Genomic DNA, 16,611 nt, shown 5'->3' with positions numbered 1-16,611 from the left:
CTGGCTCAGCCGTAGCTCGACGCCGTTACCCAGGCTGAGCACAATATTCCAGCCTAAGCCGGATGATGGCGACGTGCCCATCAGTGACGACAAATCGAGAAAGCTGGCTTCTCCAGAGTCTGTCGAATTATCGGTCGGCTGATCGGACAGGCGCTTTCGCCAGTTGCAGAAGCTGGAATAGCCAATGTTCTCTTGTTTACAAAACTGCGAAGCTGACAGACCACTGTCACGATGCTGGTCAACCAGGGCCTGCCACTGTTCCGGGGTGCGGTGCTTTCTCATGGGGGTAACCTCGTGTGGGCAAATGTGAGGTTACTGTAGGGCGAATGTCAGCCGGGCGGCAGGACGTCTTAGAATGAACGCTTACTGCCGAGGTGGAAGACCGACGACATACTGGGCATTGGGAAAACGACACGGTGCTCAAAGGCCACAAAGAGTCTGGGTTAGTGACATCCCGCCGTGGGGCAGTGCACACCACCACCTTGGATAATGGGTCAGAATTCGCCGAGCACAGGAAAGTGGCCAAGGCCGGATCAGCAACGACCTTTTTTCCGATCCGCACCGCTCATATCAGCGTAGTACTAATGAAAACCCCAATGATCTGATTCGCCAGTATTTCCCGAAAGGGATTGACTTCCGAAACGTGTCCGATACAGAGCTGCGAAGGATCGTCAATAAGCTGAACGATAAACCCAGGAAGCGGCTGGGATACCGAACCACTGCCCAGGTGTTCTTGGGAGAGTACTCAGGAGCACTAGAGCCACAGATGCTGCACTTATTAGTTTAGGGTGCCTCTGATTAACGTAATGAGCGAAGGCTAAACAAGGCAAAAATCAACGAAAAAGCGGAGTTTACGAGCTGTAAATGAGCATTTTGAGGCGATTTTTAACGCCGTATAGCCAAGCGCAATAGTTAATCAGAGGTTCCTTAGTTGAATTCAGAATTTATCATCCGGTCTATTATATGTACAAGTTAAAGTGACGCCCCCCAGCCAATAAAGACAGCAAAAATAATGAACAGCCAACTAGCAATAAAACATTTAATAATCAATGGTAGGGCATAACGCAGCCACTTATCATATGGAACTCCCGCCAACGCTAACATTGCAAGAGTACCACCTGATGTCGGAGAGATCATATTAGTGAACCCATCGCCAATCTGGAATGCTAAGATAGCTGTCTGGCGTGTCATGCCAACAATATCAGATAATGGGATCATAATGGGCATCGTAGCCATTGCTTGGCCACTACCAGATGGTATAAAGATATTAATAGCCCCATGCACCAACGTCATCACTATCGAAGAGAACATTAAAGGCAATTGTGCAACCGGCACAGCTAGCGCATTGATAATAGTATCTCCAACCTGCCCTTGCTCCAATAATACTTGAATGGCTCGTGCCACCCCTATAATCAGAGCTCCTCCTGTAACTGAGGCAGCGCCTTTAAGCAAGTGTTCAACCATCTCATTTGTTTTCATTCCAGTTAAAATACCACAAATGACAGCAATTGCTAAAAACACACCAGATATTTCATTAATATACCATCCTAATGAAAAAACCCCGTATAAAATCAATGCCAATCCGACTAGAAAAGTACATATTACTATAAAATCAACACGCCCCATGCGGTACTCTTCAAGCGTTTTTTCCAACCGCATACCTTGAGTAGAAAGCCCTTTCGCAAAACTTTTCTGTGGAGAAATCTGAATTTTCTTCAAATAGCTAGAGGTGTGATGAGCTACAATACTAAGCATCACCAACGCCATAACTGTTCTTAGCCCGAACCCTGAGAAAAGTGGTATGTCAGCGATAGTTTGCGAAACACCGACTGTATAAGGATTAACAGGAGAGGCTGCAAATCCAAAACCTATCCCACCGACGGCCATACTCAGGCCAACTATCAAGTCACCCCGCAAAGCTAAGCCAACGAAGATGGCTAGAGGAATCAAGGCTATATTCCCTTCATACCCAACTACCACTCCTAGCATTCCGAAAATAAACGTCATAGCCCAAACTGTTAAAGTCTGTCGCTCAGTTCCTAGTTTTTTTATTAAGGTACCGACAGTATTTTCTAATGCCTTAGTCGCTGAAAGAAGTCGAAACAAACCTCCAGCAATAAAAACAATAAAAATTATACTAGAAGAAGAAACCATCCCATGAGGGATAGAAAAAAAGACATCTAGTGGTGAAAGAAGAGGTGCTTCCACCATCTCGAAAGTCCCTGGAACAACCGACTCTCGTCCATTTACTTCTTCTCTCTGAAAAGCTCCCGAAGGGACTAGCAACGTTAATAAGTAAGTAAAAAGTAATATCCAAAATATAAGAGCTATTGGATGTGGCAGCTTTTCATACCACAGTTTACTCTTAGCAATCGACTCTTTATCATTAGACATAATATTATCAGACCCTTGCTTATTAGCTTTATTTATCAGTCAATGCTTTCATCACTATTTCTACAAGAAGACGACTTCCATAAGGAATAATGCGATCATTGAAATCGTAATGAGCACTATGTAGAGGATGGCATTTACCCTCCTCTCCCGTGCCTAGAAAAAAGTAGGCACCTGGACACTCCTTCAGCATGAAGGAAAAGTCCTCTGCACCTAAGCTTGGAGATACATTGTCTACCAAAGCCCCTCTTCCCCAGGTGGCCTCAACACAAGATTCGACTAAGCATACAGAGCTTGGTGAGTTGACCGTGACTGGGAAGAGGCGCTGATACTCTAGGAACACCTCTCCACCGTATGCATGAGCCACTCCTTCACAAACCCTAGCCATAGCATTTTCAATGGCAGTACGACTGCTATCGTCAAGCGTTCTCACTGTACCACTAATGTTGACTTCATCTGGAATAACAGCAAAACCGTCAAGAGTCCCCCCTTGAATACCGCACAAGCTCAATACCGCCGACGCTATTGGATCTACATCTCTCGAAACGACACTGTGCAATGCTTGAATCAAGGTACCAGCCATTCGGACAGGATCAATGGAACGGTGTGGGTTCACACCTCCGTGCCCTCCTCTACCCTGCACCCTGATCTTCACTTGATCAGCAGCAGCCATAATTGGGCCAGAACAGATTCCTACCTTTCCAAATGGTAATTCCGGCCAATTATGCAAAGCATAAATTTCATCCATAGGAAATCGTTCAAACAGTCCTTCCTTAACCATTTGTTGTCCGCCGCCAAGCCCCTCTTCTGCTGGTTGGAAAACTAAGTGAAGAGTTCCAGAAAAATCACGGTGCTCTGCGAACCAAGCAGCAACCCCCAGTAAAATCACCGTGTGCCCATCATGACCACAGGCATGCATTTTACCTTTAATTTCAGAAGCATAGGAGGCCTCACTCAATTCTGTTAAGGGTAATGCATCCATATCTGCACGTAGTCCTATGCTCCTATTATTGTCATCCAGGTTTCCTTTTATAGTAGCCACAACACCGGTGCCCGCTATATCCCTGGCATAACCAATCTCTAATCTATCAAGCTCCTGCATCACTTTTTCAGATGTCTGATACTCCTCAAAGCCTAATTCTGGATGTCGATGCAACTCACGGCGAAAACGTTGTAAGTAAGAATACTGCCTATGAAAAAAATCGTCTTGGATCGTCTGCAACATATTTCCACCGAATGATTGTGTGAGTTCATTTAGTGTTATACGATTTTATCTCGTATCGGAAATATAGTTTTTATATGCAATCCATACTATATTGGTATACTCACTTAAATAAGCATATTTTTCCAATGGATTTCAAACAGCTACGTTATTTTTTAGCAGTTGTAGATGAGGGTACGATATCTTCAGCAGCTCGCAAAATACCCATCGCTCAGCCAGCGCTGACGCGCCAACTACACATGTTAGAAGAAGACCTTGGATTTCAGCTATTTCACAGAACTCATCAAGGGATTATACTTACTGCAGCTGGCACTTCATTCTATAAAAATACGCAACTACTGCTGGAAGACTTCGAGACCATCAAGCAACAAGCAAAAAATATTGCTAATGGCCAATATGGCTCTTTGCGTATTGGCATCACTCCAATCCATCATTGGATTCCAAACATCACACGCCTTTTAAATAAGTTTCGAAAACAACACCCAGATGTAGAATTATTTATAGAGCCACGGCTTTCAGGCTCACAAATAGAAGCAATACATAATAATCTCCAAGATATTGGAATAATGTTTCTACATCCTGAAACACAACCTGAACTACGTAGCCGATGCCTTTATAAAGATCATATGGTTTTAGTTACAAGCAAAAACTCCTATTTAGCACAAAACCCACCAACCTGCCTAGCTGACCTCAATAATGAAGACTTCATTTGGTTTAAAAGAGACTCTACGCCTAGCAGCTATGACAAATTACACCAATCTTTTATAGAATCAGGATTTATTCCAAACATTGTGCAAGAGTGCAGCGATAATACTACCATGCGCAGCCTAGTATCAGCAGGCATGGGATGTACTCTCCTCCCTGCTCTAACAATGACGGATGCTCCTAAAAATCTCGTTAGCTATCGAATACCAGACCTCACGCTGGAACTTCCATTGATGCTAGTATGGCACCCTTTATATACAACGCCTGCAATTGAGCATTTAGTATCATTTTCTACCGCTATGGATTGGCCAGAAAGTGATCAATAAACACAGCGTAATCCTGCTCTGTGCAGTCGGCGTAAGCCACCGCCAGTGTTGTAACCACCTCAATAAACAGGTCTTCACGCCCTTTTAATCGTTGGCAAACGGCCTTGGCAAAGCGTGTTGAGTCACCCTGGTTAAGCGCCTGGGCACCGCGCTGGTGTTCACGGGCGAGAATTTCTCCCCACTGCTTTGCCAGTTTTCGATATGACTTACCGCCAGAAAGCTTATGGGTCGGAAAGTCTTTCTTGAACGGCGAGCGCTCACGCACCGAAAACACCTTTCCGTTCATGGTTAGCCAGCCGAGATAGGCATCTGGGTGCTCAGCAATGGCGTGGAAGGCAGCTGCATGACGGATGGCTTCGTTAGGAAACAGCTTACGCCACGCCTGCTGCTGTTTTTTATCCATTAATCGAAATGCTTCTGGAGGTACCTGCTCTTTAACATCCAGGATGATGTCATCGTGCTCGTGCTCGACACCGCCTTCAATCAAGACGTAATAGCGTTCGACACCCAACGAACCGGTGCCTGCATCCAAACGCCGTGCCGTATCTTTGACGCGAAAATGGTGGGGATCACTCTCTTTAATAGCGTGTTGTAGCGTTTGCTGATACTCCTGCTCAATTAAGCGGCGTAGTTGGCTGGCCACATCCGCAGGCAGGTTAGCGAGCTTGCCAGGCCGTTCGGCGAACTGGCGGCCTTTCTGCCCATCTAGGGTCGTCCACTTTTCGAGCATCCGCGCACGGCTTTGCTTATCGGCGACTTTACTCATAAAGGGCTTAAGCAGGCCCTTTGCACTATCAAGGGTCACGGCCTGCACGGGCTGACTATCAACGTGATCGACCAGCGTTTGGTAATAGCCCTCTATTAACTTTTTAAGCGCTTTATCAATCGCTTTTGGATCCAGCTCAGCATTTTCACGAGCATCTAATACGACGCTGATAGCCAGCCGCCACAGGTCATATTGGTAGTCGCCAATCAGCGCATCATCGAAGTCATCCATGCCGTAGCGCACTTGGTCATCGTGGTGACCATAAGCGCCAAAGTTATAGACGTGGGCGTCGCCCTGCAACCAGGTTTGGGTCTCCGGCCAGCCACCAAACAGGGCAAAACGCCAATCGTGCCATACATCATTCCAGTACAAATGATTACTGCCGCGATAAAAGCGGTAGGGCGACGCAGCCATTTTGGCGTACTTAGCTTGGCGGGTGGCCGTTGGTAAGGCGTTATTCGCCTGGTGGGTAGCCTCAATCACCTGCTGAGGGCGGTTATGTCCAGTCAATGCATGACTCATCGAATTACCTTTGTTGATGCAAAAAACACTTTAGTACAAAGGTAGTCGATAACCATGAATAGATTAAGTCAGCACTCACACCGCAGCTCGACGTCCCCGTTGGGTAAAACCTCGTGGAGCGGCAATACTAAAGAAGCGCTCCACCACCTCAGCGTGGGTAGCAGGCGTAATCAAAGAGACGGCGACAAATACCGGCAGGTTGAGCATCAGCCCCCAGAAGCCCGCGTGAATACCCATTGGGTGTGGCCAAAGAGTAGTAAACGCCACGGTAATCAGAAAGCCCGCTACGATACCCGCCATTACACCCAAGCGAGAAGCTCGCGGCCAGAAGAACATGCCGATAAAGGCAGGCAGCACCTGGGAGGCAAACCCGAGCCCCACTAACAGAATCATTACCAAACTGCCGGGCTCGGCAATTGCGAGCGGCGCGACCACGAAGAACATAATGGGCAGGATCAGCAGCCGCGCAAGTTTTCCAGTAACGCCATCCGAGAGTTTTAACACCGGCTGTAGTACATCCTTGCTGAGTGACAACGATACCGAATGAATAAACGGCTCGCTGGAAGACATTGAGGCTGCCAAAGTACCCGCGCCAAGTAATCCAACCAATACTACCGGCAAGTGCTGCATGGCGTACTCAAGTACCACGGTATCGGCCCGGGCCAATTCAGGTAGCGAAAAAATGCCAATAAAGCCGACAACGACCATAGGCAGAATAACCACGTAATACGTGGGTAGCCACGTCGCGCTGCGGCGAATAGTTCGTGCCGAGGAGGCGCTCATCCACTGCGTCCACACCGGCGGCATAAACGAGAACATGGAAACGATGATCGAGGTTGTCCAGAAACTAAAGCTCATATCGCCGCCTGCGCCGGGCAGAGTGAGAAACTCGCTATGCTCGGCTTGGATACGCTCGAACACGCCCGCAAAGCTCAACCCGCCGGTGGCGCTATGAACGGCCCAGAGGCCAACGGCCCAAGCCACAATCAGCATCAACACGCCTTGAAAGGCATTGGTGCGACCAATCGCCCGCTGACCACTGGCATAGAGGTAAACGGCAATGCAGGCCAGTACCAGCACGACCCCCAACCAAATCGGAATCAAACCGCCGCTCATCACAAACAGAATATAAGCCGAACCTATGGTCTGCAGCACCGCATAAGCAATAGAGCCGATCGCCATAACAAGCGCCGCCAGTGCGCCTAGCGCGGGGCTCTGGTAGCGGTCGGATATGGCACTTGCCTGGGTCACGTGACCAAACTGCTCGCCGAACTGCCACACTTTAGGGCCGAAATACCAAGCAACCAGCGCTAGATACGAAAGGTAAATCGCCACATAAAACACCGCCACCCCTTTGGAATAAGCCCACCCGGGCGCTCCCATAAAGGTGTAAGCACTCACACTACCGGCGGCAATCAGCAGGTAGAGCGTCACCGGCCCCATGCTGCGGCCCGCTACGCCCCACTCCTCCAAGCTATTCATGGAACGCCCTGCTCTGGCGCGTAGGCCAATCACCATGGCAATAGCGACATAGGTCAAGGTAATCAATAGTGGCCAAGGGCTATTCATGGTCGTCTCGCTCCACAATACAATTGCCGATCAGCATCACCACTACGCAGGCAAAAATCACCAGGTAGCTCCACACTACTAACAGAGGCAAGCCCATCACTAAGGTGGCTCTGTTTACCCAACCAATCACCGGCCACGTTCCTGCCAGCACCAGCACCACAAACGCAATTAACAGCCCCCAGCCCGCCCGGGAGGTAGGCAGTACTAATAAACGTTCCATGAGTGTTCCTCTTATTTAACTGCAGAGTTAATCACTGGCAGCATCGGCCAGCGCGTGGGCAACGCCAAACGCGTTTCTAGCAGCCTTGCCAGTTTCAGCACAAAGTGATCTCCAAAGCGCGGGCCAACCAACTGCACACCTATCGGCATATTGACGGAACTAGCGGAACGGCTAAACCCAGCATTAAGCGAGATCGCAGGCTGCTCGCCCATATTCCACGGCACGGTGTAAGCAATGTGCTCAAAGGGCCGACGCGGATCATTGGTAGGCGATGGCCACTCAGCTGGGAAGGCGATATTGGGTGTGGTGGGTGAAATCACCGCATCGACCTCATCAAATACGGCTTCGGTGGCGCGTCGCATCGCCATGGTTTGCTGAAAACCGTGCACTGCTTCTACGCCACTTAAGTGTGCACCACCATCGGCCCAGGCTAAAATGGCAGGCAACACTTGCTCACGCTCATTAGCCGAGAGCTTTAACAGCTCGCCCCACTGACGGGCCTGCCAGAAGTGATCCAGTCCCTCTAACATTTCACGGGTCAGCACTGGCGCCATCGGCACCAGCGTTGCCCCAGCGGCTTCCAACTGCTTTGCAGCCTGTTCCACGTGGTGGCGAATCTCATCATCCAAAGGTAACCCGCAGCCCGCCTCCATCATCACACCCACTCGCAAACCTTTAACGTCGAGCTCCAGATCCATCCAGTCAATCGTTTCCGGCGGCAGACGCATCGCATCGCGTCGATCTGTGCGGGCAAGCGCCGTCATCATCAGCGCGGCATCCGCTACGCTTCGGGTCATTGGCCCGGCACAGCGGCCTACATAATAAGGGTCTATCGGTACCCGGCCCAAAGTGGGCTTAAAGCCGACGACACCACACCACGCCGCAGGAAGGCGTATCGAGCCACCAATATCGGTGCCCACATGCAGTGGCCCAAGCCCAGCAGCGGCGGCAGCGCCCGCGCCCGCGCTTGAACCGCCGGTATTACAAGCTAAATCCCATGGATTGCGGGTCAAACCATGAAACGACGAGAGCCCGGATGAGAGCATGCCAAAGTCGGGGCAGGTAGTTTTCGCCAGCAGCAGAGCGTTATCTTCCCCTAAACGAGCAGTGGGGGGAGCGTCTTCGGTGGCAACAGGCTGCTCGCCAAGCCCGGTTCCCCCCGGCACTGGCATCCCTTTGGTGGCAATCAACTCTTTAAGGGTTATTGGCACGCCATCTAGCGCGCCGCTAGGTTGCCCCCTAGCCCAGCGCTGGGTGGAGGCTTCGGCTGCTTTAATGAACGCATCAGGCTGATAGGCATACAGCGCATTGATGTGCGGCTCCCAGGCGTCGATATGCTCAACCAGGGCGCTGGCTACTTCAGTTGGCGAGAACCTATAAGCTCGGTAGCCATCAATTAATTGGATGGCGGTGAGTTGGTGTAGTTCAGGCATCACATTACCTTTTGCTGTTGTTATCAGACTGACGTTATCAGGCTTTCGTTATCAACAATCTCAGCATGAACCCACACCGTGTCTTCTGCTATTTCAATCTTGACCGCAGCGTGTCCACTTTTTGTGTGCACTCTATTCTTTCAGGATCTTCTTTCAATATCTTTCAAGATGAAGGAGATTGTAGTGTTTGTAGGGCACTTGCCAGCAGCGAAAGGCACGCCTCGGTGGCAAAGCTACGCTGGCGATGGCGATAAACGCAGAGATCTACCCGCGCTGCTTCAAGCTCTGAAGAAGCCAAGGGAATGCTAACGAGTTGACCCAATTGGCACTCCCGAGCTACCGCCATCGGTGGCAATACCAGAACACCTGCACCGTTAAGGGCGAGTGCTTTTTGAGTTTCCAGTGAAGCGGTTCTAAAGGTGGGGGCCAGAACTATCCCGACCTGATGAGCGGCGCGCTCCAGCGCTTGGCGCACGCCATAAGATTCATCAGGCAGGATCAGCCGGTGCGCTGCCAGAGAGTGAAGACTCACCTCAGAAGCTGCGGTCAATGGATGGCCTGGAGCCATCACTGCATGGTGGTGCAACTCGGCGCTAGCAAAGGGCACAATGTCATCATGGCGGGGCATAAAGAAGGACAAGCCAATATCGGCATCACCTCGGCGTAGCGCCTCCACCATTTGGCTAGCGCTGACGATCCCGATATCAAAACTCAAATGGGGATAGCGCTGCCCCATCTTGGCTAACGTAGGCGCTAGCAAGCCAGCGACAACGCCTTCCGCCACCTGCAAACTGACCCGCCCAGTTCGCAAGCCCTTCAAATCGGCAATATGTTCCTGCACCCGCTCTAGGTCACGGAGGGTACGCTGCGCCTGGGCAGCCAACAACTCCCCCGCCGCCGTCAGGCTAATGCCGTTGGGGCCACGCTCGATGAGTGGTGCGCCAAGCTGGTGTTCCAGTAAATCGATCTGGCGGCTAATCGCTGTGGGGGCAATATGCAGTTGGGCGGCAGCTTGGCGCAGCGAACGACACCGGGCCACAGTATCGAAATAGCGTAATGCGCGGCCACTGATCATAAGCGCCCCTTAAAGCCCCAGCTGCCGTGACATCACTGTTACGTTTTCGCCCCGATACTCAAGGCTTTCTTCATCTTGCCAACCCAGCCGACGATAGAGCGCCTGCTGGTCGGGAGTATAGAGATAGAAGCGCTCGATGCCGCTCTCAGCGGCTTCTACTTCTATCCGGCGTACCAACGCAGAGGCAATACCCTGCCCCCGCCATTCGGGTACGACAAATACTGAGGCAAGCCAGGGGGTAAATTCACGACGAATGCTCATATCATCGGCAATTAGGCTGGCGGTTCCCACAGGGGTTTCGCCTTGCATAGCCACAAAGATGGAGGGCACACCACCCTGACCACATTCGGCCTTTAAATGTTGAATAGCCTGTTCTTGGGTGAGACCTGGGTGTAAATGACCCCAGGCTTCAAATGTCCACCCCGAAACTAACACAACATTTGGATCGTCAGCGCTGAGCCGCTGGAGGGTGATATCGCTTTGCATGAATGGCGCCCTATCTTATTTAGCACAGGCGAATACAGTAGCGATATATGGGTAGGCTGGCCAGCGCCGATACCTTCCGCACACGCCGCTAGCCAGAGGCTTTACCGCTATTATCTATCGCAAAAACTGCAACCAGATAGGGTTCATCTACCTTGAAGGCAATTGCCAACTTAATACAAAAGCGGCAATGCAATTAAGCCATCAGACGGACAAAGGCTTCATTTTCTTAGCCAGTTCATCGTCCAACTCATTGGCCCGCTTGGCTGCTGGCCTGCTTTCCATACGCTCTATGTAATGCTTAAACACCTCTTTTGGTGGGATATTCTCCTGCATTGTTTCCCACCAGAGATAACTGCTAACCAATATATCTGCGGCAGTAAACTGATCGCCGCAAATATAAGCGTTTTCACTGAGTACTTTTTCAAGCGTATTGATACTGTCTTCCACTTGGCCACAACCAACGGCCTGTACGTTGCTGCTGTCGATTTTCCAATTGTAGGCCTTTGCACTAGTAGCCATTTCAAACGGACCCGCCATAAAAAACAGCCAGCGATAATAAACTCCACGTTCGGGAGATTGCGGGGGTGGTGAAAGCTTTTTATCCGGAACCTGATCCGCCAGGTACGCGCAGATAGCCGCCACTTCCGTCACAACAGTGTTGCCATGTTTGATGGCAGGCACCTTGCCCATGGGGTTTATGGCCAAGTAGTCCTCAGATTTCATCTCTGAATCGAACTCCATCGCCTTTACCGAGTAGTCTATGCCTATTTCTTCCAACATCCAGCGCACAACGCGCCCGCGGGACATAGGGTGGGTGTAAAACGTTAGCTCTGACATATTAGGCTCCTTTTTCAGTCAATTTTCCGGTGACACAAGGTACTGCCAGATCAGATTAGTTTGTTAATAGGTGAGAATCCGCCCTAAATAAAAGCAACAATGCATTTTTCTGCAAGACTTTAACGATGGCTTCAGTAGGGAGGCAGTAATGGCAGGCCCCACAACACGCGTACTTGCGGTGCTTGAGTTGCTGCAAGCTAATGGCCAAATGGGCGGCGCTGAATTGGCCGAACGCCTGGGCGTGGATCGGCGCACTATACGGCGATACATTACGGCGCTGGAAGATATAGGCGTGCCGATAGTGACCGAGCAAGGGCGCTACGGTGGCTACCGATTGGTGGCTGGCTTCAAGCTGCCACCCATGATGTTTACCGACGAAGAGACATTCGCCGTTTCGTTAGGCTTATTGGCCGCTAGCCAGCTGGGACTAACAAACGCAGCGCCCGCCATTGCCAGCGTACAAGCGAAGCTCGAGCGAGTGATGCCAGCTAATTTAAAAAGCCGTGTTCGCGGTATCAGTGAGACCACTCAGGTGATCTTACCCCGGCGCGAACCCAGCCGTGATGACCGCGCCCTTGAGACGCTGACTAAAGCCACAGAGACCATGCGAACCGTGGGGCTTACCTACCACTCCCCGCAGCATGATCCAGTTAAGCGTCAGATCGACCCTTACGGGCTAGTTTTCCAACAAGGTAGGTGGTATGCCGTCGGTTTTTGCCATCTGCGGGGAGCCATGCGCTCATTTCGGTTAGATCGCATCAGCGGCGTGCACCTACTCTCAGGTACCTTCATACGCCCCACCCGCTTTGATGCAGCCGATTTTTTGAGCGAAAGCCTCATGTCCTGGGGCCCCACTCATGAAGTATCACTGGTGCTACACATTGATCATGCCGCGTCCGCTGGCTTTGAGAACCAATTTTTCTGTACAGGTCAGTTCGAACAGGTTGAAGGTGGACTACTGCTCCATACACGCACGGATAGTTTCGAGTGGTTTGCCTATTGGCTGGCACAGCTCCCATTTCAATTTACCATCCTCAAACCAGACGGCCTCAAAGAGGCGCTTCGCGAACACGCCAACCATTTACTAGCAAGTTGTGAGAGCGCTTCACCATATTCAACAGATACGCCCTGAAACAGTCTAAAACCTGGGAGATAACGAAGGCGCTATTCGCCTGATTTTAAGGATAAGGCTTCTTAGCCTCTTAAGTGCTAGTCTGTTAATCAAATAACTTTGAATACAGACTCACAAATGCAACATTCATCAAGGCGCGCACACCGTCTTGCATTGGCGACAATTGCCCCGCGAATTTTTGCCTTTTGCCATACCTTCGGACTCACCGTATGGATTGCCGTGGTAGAAGGTAGCGGCTGGACACTTATTCTGCCCGGGATTTTGCTGCTGCTATGGCCCGGTGTTGCCTATGCGCTTGCTGTAAGCGCCCAGAACTCCAAGCGTGCCGAGTTCAGAAATCTCCTCTATGACAGCCTGCTATTTGGTTTTTGGTGCAGCGTGCTGGATTTTTACGTTTTAGCCACCATCACCATTGGGCTTGCCTGTTTGATGAACAATTTAGTGGTCGGCGGAGTACGGAAGATGCTTATTTCAGCCGTACTTTTCACAACCGCAGCCTTGATTGGAAGCGCCTTAACGGGATTCAAGTTTCGCCCCTATGTGAGCAACAATTTAGACATCTACCAATGGACGGGGGCAGTCATCTATTTTCTAACCATAGGCCGCATAACGTACAGTCAGAATCGTCAGATCGGCCGCAGCATTGGCGAGATTCAGTTTCAGAACCGAGTCTTTCACGCGCTGCTTGATCTCGGGACGGTGGCAAATCGTGCGACCAATATCCATACCCTGCTAGATGACTCATTAAACCACCTACACTCCCATTTCCCCGACTACGGTTTTGCTGTTTTTGTACAAGAACGACAACGTTGTGAAGTGACACGCTACGCGGCTGTTGCGGGACTAAGCCCAAAGGATGAACAGCGTCTAAAGCATCTATTGGCCAGCGTTCGTAGGCAAAGAGTACAGCCGGACACACGGCCACAAACAGACGAAGGCGAGAACCTATATGTCATGTCCATGGAAGGCCGTCTAAGCTTGTACGAAGGCTGGCTGATCATGAAAGCTCCCAGCCAAGAAGACGGCTTGGAGCAAATACTTTCCCTCTTTGCCGACCAACTAGCGGCCGCTACCGAAAATAAATTGCTACATTTGGAATTGAAGAAAACAGCTGAGCGTGACGGACTCACCGGCCTTTATAACCGCGGTTTCTTGGAAGCCGCGCTGCAAATGAGCATTCAAGGCAAGGCGCAGACGCCGAGCCTGGATTTTGCTGTATTGATGATGGACGTCGACAAGCTTAAGGAAGTGAACGACCATTATGGTCATGTTGCAGGCGATCAACTGATTTCCAGCGTTGCCAAGTACCTGCAACTTCACTGCAGGGACAGCGACATACTTGCACGCTGCGGTGGCGATGAATTCGTCATTCTATTTCCTTCTGCCGACTTGACGGCAGCCAAGCGTATGGCCAACTTGATCAGAGACAATTTGCCTGAACAGCGTTGCATTATCGACACCGCTAGCGGTGAACGTGAAGAACTGACGCTTCATTTGAGCTTGGGATTCGCCAGCTCCAGCGAAGTGCCTGCCATACAGGTATTTGCTCTGGCAGACCAGCGCATGTACGAAGACAAGAACCAGCGCCGCAAGCAAAGAGTAGATGACTTGGGCACAGCGAGCTGGCCCCCCTTATAAAAACTTCCTCACAAACCACTGGCAAGCGGCTGCCCCCACTGATCGCCATGTACTAGTTCACTTAATGGCAAGCGAGAGCGCCAGCCTTTAGCTTCAAGCTCTGGTTGGTCTAAAAACTCGCTAACATAGCCAAGGCAGAGATACGCCAAGGGGTAAACGTGGTCAGGCAGATTCAGCGCCTTGCTCAGCTGCTCTTGGTCGAGAATGCTCACCCAACCAACGCCAATACCTTCTACCCGCGCAGCCAACCAGAGATTCTGTACAGCGAGACAAGTGCTGAAAAGATCGGTATCCACCATACTATTGCGCCCCAGCACGTGAGGGCCGCCCCGGCTTCGGTCACAGGTAATACAGAGATTAAGCGGGCTCTCCATAATACCTTGCAGCTTAAGGCTGCGATAATGCGCTTGACGCTCGCCTTCAAAGCGTTCGGCGGCCTTCTGATTCTCCTGCTCGAACATCGCCAGCACTGCTTCTCTGACGCTGCGACTTTCAATCACGATGAAATCCCAGGGCTGCATAAATCCCACTGAAGGCGCATGATGCGCGGCCTCCAAAAGGCGGGCCAGTACATCAGGAGGTATTCTGTCGGGCAGAAATTGCGAGCGCACATCGCGCCGCTCGTGTATGGCGCGGTAGAGCCCACGGCGCTCAGCATCGGAAAAACGGTGGTTCGAGGTGGTCATGGCGCTGATTGGGCCTTTTGCTGATCTGTTTTATAGACAGTAAGAGTCTACACGAGCTCAGCCTAGCCGCCATCTCAGCGGGTTTGTTTGGCGTAAAACGCCATCTTCGTCCCAGTCATCCCATCCGGTAAAGGGGATGGGCAGTTCGCTGTCCAAGTTTCTCAGACGATCTACCCAAGCCGCTTTGCAGACCTCTAGGTGACCAATGATGTCAGCTTCCTCTTGGTAACGAATACCGCCGCCCTGAATGCCGTAGCTCACCTGAGGCGCCAGCACGTCAAAGCCAACGTAGTACAACGATGCGTGTATGGGCCACAGCCAGTGCACCATATTGCCAGCTCGGCCAAAAGGCTGAAATGCTTTCTCCGGTGAGCCCGTGGTGACTGATAGCATCGCCTTCCTACCGCGATAGTAGCCTCTGTCGTAACGCATGCGGCTGGTATAGCGCCCGCCATACACCAACACCCGATCAAACCAGCCTTTCAAAATGGCAGGCTGGGCGTGCCACCATAAGGGAAACTGGAAGATCACCAAGTCAGCCCACTCCAACCGCGCCAACTCCCGCTGGACATCCTGCGGTAATGTGTTTTTCTCGTAGTGAGCCCGCTGCTCATTGAGGGGATAGAAGTAGTCCGACGCCACGGCGCTATGCGGATATTGCTCAGGGCGCTCCACCGGATCAAACTGCTCAGCATAGAGATCATCCACTTCCACTGTATGCCCCTCGCCCACCAGCTGTTCTACCGCCTCATCCACTAGGCCGCCATTAAACGACTTGCGTTCAGGATGAGCCAAGACGATCAACACATTCATTCTTCGCTTCCCCTATTGATTGGTTCAACGACAGACTAGCCTGTTCAAATACGCTCAAACATTCGCGAAAAATGACAACTCAGTTTGCATGAATGAACAGCAAATAAGGTGGGACGAGCTAGCGATTGCAGAGGTGGGGTCGCTATCCAGCGCCAGCCAAGCGCTGCGTATCAGCCATGACAACGTCTTCAGGTGTTTAAGCGAGATGGAACAAAGTCTAGGCGTGACTCTTCTCAATAGTGGCTAAGTTGCCACTGCGACACACATCACTCCTGCTCCAATCCCGCCAAGAACTGTTTAAGCAGCTCATCGAGTTGCGCTCGTTGATCTTCAGTCAAGCCGCTTACCAGCTGCGCCTGGGTTTCCACATGAGCAGCAACGGCTTCATCGATTAACTCGAATCCACGCTGGGAAAGAGAGATGAGAAAACCACGACCATCGTCGGGGTTTTTGACCCGCTTGATCAAACCCGCCTTTTCCAGTTGATTGATGCGGTGAGTCATGGTGCCTGAAGTCACCATGGTGGATGCCATCAAATCCCCAGGTGATAGCGCGTAGGGCGCTCCCTCACGGCGAAGAGTTGCCAGAACGTCAAAGCTCGCGTCGGTCAGACCGTATTTCGCCCAGGTCTTCTCCATCACGCGTATTAAAGCGTGGTTAAGCCGTTTGACCCGCCCGATGGTAGCCATCGGCGCTACATCGAGGTCAGGCCGCTCCTGCCGCCACTGTTTGAGAATGTTGTCTACATGATCCATGAGCGTATTTTGCGCTTAATTATCTTGACGTCAAG

Annotated in this window: 17 protein-coding genes and 1 pseudogene; 5 read left to right on the top strand and 13 right to left on the bottom strand. The window is 51.1% G+C overall.

The window, feature by feature from the left end; translation table 11 throughout:
* The coding region (tnpA, locus tag HALA3H3_RS15600; protein WP_053857007.1) for an IS66 family insertion sequence element accessory protein TnpA at nucleotides 1-282 on the bottom strand (282 nt) is incomplete at its 3' end.
* 86 nt (nucleotides 283-368) lie between these two features.
* Here tnpA and HALA3H3_RS28000 point away from each other — a divergent pair.
* A pseudogene (locus HALA3H3_RS28000) lies at nucleotides 369-787 on the top strand (IS30 family transposase); the annotation flags it as partial.
* Between the two features lie 185 nt (nucleotides 788-972).
* Here the strand turns inward: HALA3H3_RS28000 and HALA3H3_RS15595 are convergent.
* Nucleotides 973-2,394 carry a YfcC family protein gene (locus tag HALA3H3_RS15595; protein WP_022522522.1) on the bottom strand — a complete coding sequence of 474 codons (1,422 nt, stop codon included), beginning with the start codon at nucleotides 2,392-2,394 and terminating at the stop codon, nucleotides 973-975.
* A gap of 28 nt (nucleotides 2,395-2,422) precedes the next feature.
* The gene (locus HALA3H3_RS15590) at nucleotides 2,423-3,616 is read right to left on the bottom strand and encodes an amidohydrolase (RefSeq protein ID WP_022522521.1); all 1,194 of its coding nucleotides are present in this window, start codon (nucleotides 3,614-3,616) and stop codon (nucleotides 2,423-2,425) included.
* A 125-nt stretch (nucleotides 3,617-3,741) separates the two neighbouring features.
* Between HALA3H3_RS15590 and HALA3H3_RS26230 the strand changes: the two genes are divergently transcribed.
* Entirely contained in the window at nucleotides 3,742-4,644 is a 903-nt protein-coding gene (locus tag HALA3H3_RS26230) for a LysR family transcriptional regulator (protein ID WP_158414245.1), read from the top strand.
* Here the strand turns inward: HALA3H3_RS26230 and HALA3H3_RS15585 are convergent.
* The 7 genes from HALA3H3_RS15585 to HALA3H3_RS15555 all read right to left on the bottom strand — a co-directional run bounded on the left by HALA3H3_RS15585 (nucleotide 4,616) and on the right by HALA3H3_RS15555 (nucleotide 11,552).
* Complete coding sequence (locus HALA3H3_RS15585; RefSeq protein WP_022522520.1) at nucleotides 4,616-5,932, bottom strand: DUF2252 domain-containing protein; 1,317 nt, start codon at nucleotides 5,930-5,932, stop codon at nucleotides 4,616-4,618. The two genes, HALA3H3_RS26230 and HALA3H3_RS15585, sit on opposite strands and share 29 nt — an antisense overlap.
* Nucleotides 5,933-6,007: 75 nt before the next feature.
* Nucleotides 6,008-7,501: a sodium:solute symporter family protein gene (locus HALA3H3_RS15580; RefSeq protein ID WP_022522519.1), complete on the bottom strand. Its 1,494-nt coding sequence runs from the start codon at nucleotides 7,499-7,501 to the stop codon at nucleotides 6,008-6,010.
* The gene (locus HALA3H3_RS15575) at nucleotides 7,494-7,721 is read right to left on the bottom strand and encodes a hypothetical protein (protein WP_022522518.1); all 228 of its coding nucleotides are present in this window, start codon (nucleotides 7,719-7,721) and stop codon (nucleotides 7,494-7,496) included. Before HALA3H3_RS15575 ends, HALA3H3_RS15580 begins: the two co-directional genes overlap by 8 nt.
* Before the next feature lie 11 nt (nucleotides 7,722-7,732).
* Nucleotides 7,733-9,154, bottom strand: a complete 1,422-nt coding sequence (locus HALA3H3_RS15570) for an amidase (RefSeq protein ID WP_022522517.1) — start codon at nucleotides 9,152-9,154, stop codon at nucleotides 7,733-7,735.
* A 163-nt stretch (nucleotides 9,155-9,317) separates the two neighbouring features.
* Nucleotides 9,318-10,229, bottom strand: a complete 912-nt coding sequence (locus HALA3H3_RS15565) for a LysR family transcriptional regulator (protein WP_022522516.1) — start codon at nucleotides 10,227-10,229, stop codon at nucleotides 9,318-9,320.
* 9 nt (nucleotides 10,230-10,238) lie between these two features.
* Entirely contained in the window at nucleotides 10,239-10,715 is a 477-nt protein-coding gene (locus HALA3H3_RS15560; protein WP_022522515.1) for a GNAT family N-acetyltransferase, read from the bottom strand.
* A 201-nt stretch (nucleotides 10,716-10,916) separates the two neighbouring features.
* Nucleotides 10,917-11,552, bottom strand: a complete 636-nt coding sequence (locus tag HALA3H3_RS15555) for a glutathione S-transferase family protein (RefSeq protein WP_022522514.1) — start codon at nucleotides 11,550-11,552, stop codon at nucleotides 10,917-10,919.
* Between the two features lie 148 nt (nucleotides 11,553-11,700).
* Between HALA3H3_RS15555 and HALA3H3_RS15550 the strand changes: the two genes are divergently transcribed.
* Nucleotides 11,701-12,684, top strand: a complete 984-nt coding sequence (locus tag HALA3H3_RS15550) for a helix-turn-helix transcriptional regulator (protein ID WP_022522513.1) — start codon at nucleotides 11,701-11,703, stop codon at nucleotides 12,682-12,684.
* A gap of 117 nt (nucleotides 12,685-12,801) precedes the next feature.
* The gene (locus HALA3H3_RS15545; RefSeq protein WP_022522512.1) at nucleotides 12,802-14,322 is read left to right on the top strand and encodes a sensor domain-containing diguanylate cyclase; all 1,521 of its coding nucleotides are present in this window, start codon (nucleotides 12,802-12,804) and stop codon (nucleotides 14,320-14,322) included.
* 8 nt (nucleotides 14,323-14,330) lie between these two features.
* Here HALA3H3_RS15545 and bluB read toward each other — a convergent pair whose 3' ends face one another.
* Entirely contained in the window at nucleotides 14,331-15,008 is a 678-nt protein-coding gene (bluB, locus tag HALA3H3_RS15540; protein WP_009288193.1) for a 5,6-dimethylbenzimidazole synthase, read from the bottom strand.
* Nucleotides 15,009-15,065: 57 nt separating this feature from the next.
* Nucleotides 15,066-15,821, bottom strand: coding sequence for an NAD(P)H-dependent oxidoreductase (locus HALA3H3_RS15535; RefSeq protein WP_022522511.1), 756 nt, complete (start codon nucleotides 15,819-15,821; stop codon nucleotides 15,066-15,068).
* An 88-nt stretch (nucleotides 15,822-15,909) separates the two neighbouring features.
* Here HALA3H3_RS15535 and HALA3H3_RS27660 point away from each other — a divergent pair, with 88 nt between their 5' ends.
* Nucleotides 15,910-16,068 (top strand): helix-turn-helix domain-containing protein, encoded by a 159-nt coding sequence (locus HALA3H3_RS27660; RefSeq protein ID WP_082116866.1) that lies wholly within the window; start codon nucleotides 15,910-15,912, stop codon nucleotides 16,066-16,068.
* Nucleotides 16,069-16,087: 19 nt separating this feature from the next.
* On the opposite strand, the gene HALA3H3_RS15530 is transcribed toward HALA3H3_RS27660, so the two are convergent.
* Nucleotides 16,088-16,576: a MarR family winged helix-turn-helix transcriptional regulator gene (locus tag HALA3H3_RS15530; protein ID WP_022522510.1), complete on the bottom strand. Its 489-nt coding sequence runs from the start codon at nucleotides 16,574-16,576 to the stop codon at nucleotides 16,088-16,090.
* Between the last annotated feature and the right edge of the window lie 35 nt (nucleotides 16,577-16,611).

The organism is Halomonas sp. A3H3, from assembly GCF_000982975.1.
In the GTDB taxonomy this organism is placed as follows: domain Bacteria; phylum Pseudomonadota; class Gammaproteobacteria; order Pseudomonadales; family Halomonadaceae; genus Vreelandella; species Vreelandella titanicae.
Note: the sequence above shows the minus strand (reverse complement) of the source record. Positions and strands in the feature narration are given on the sequence as shown.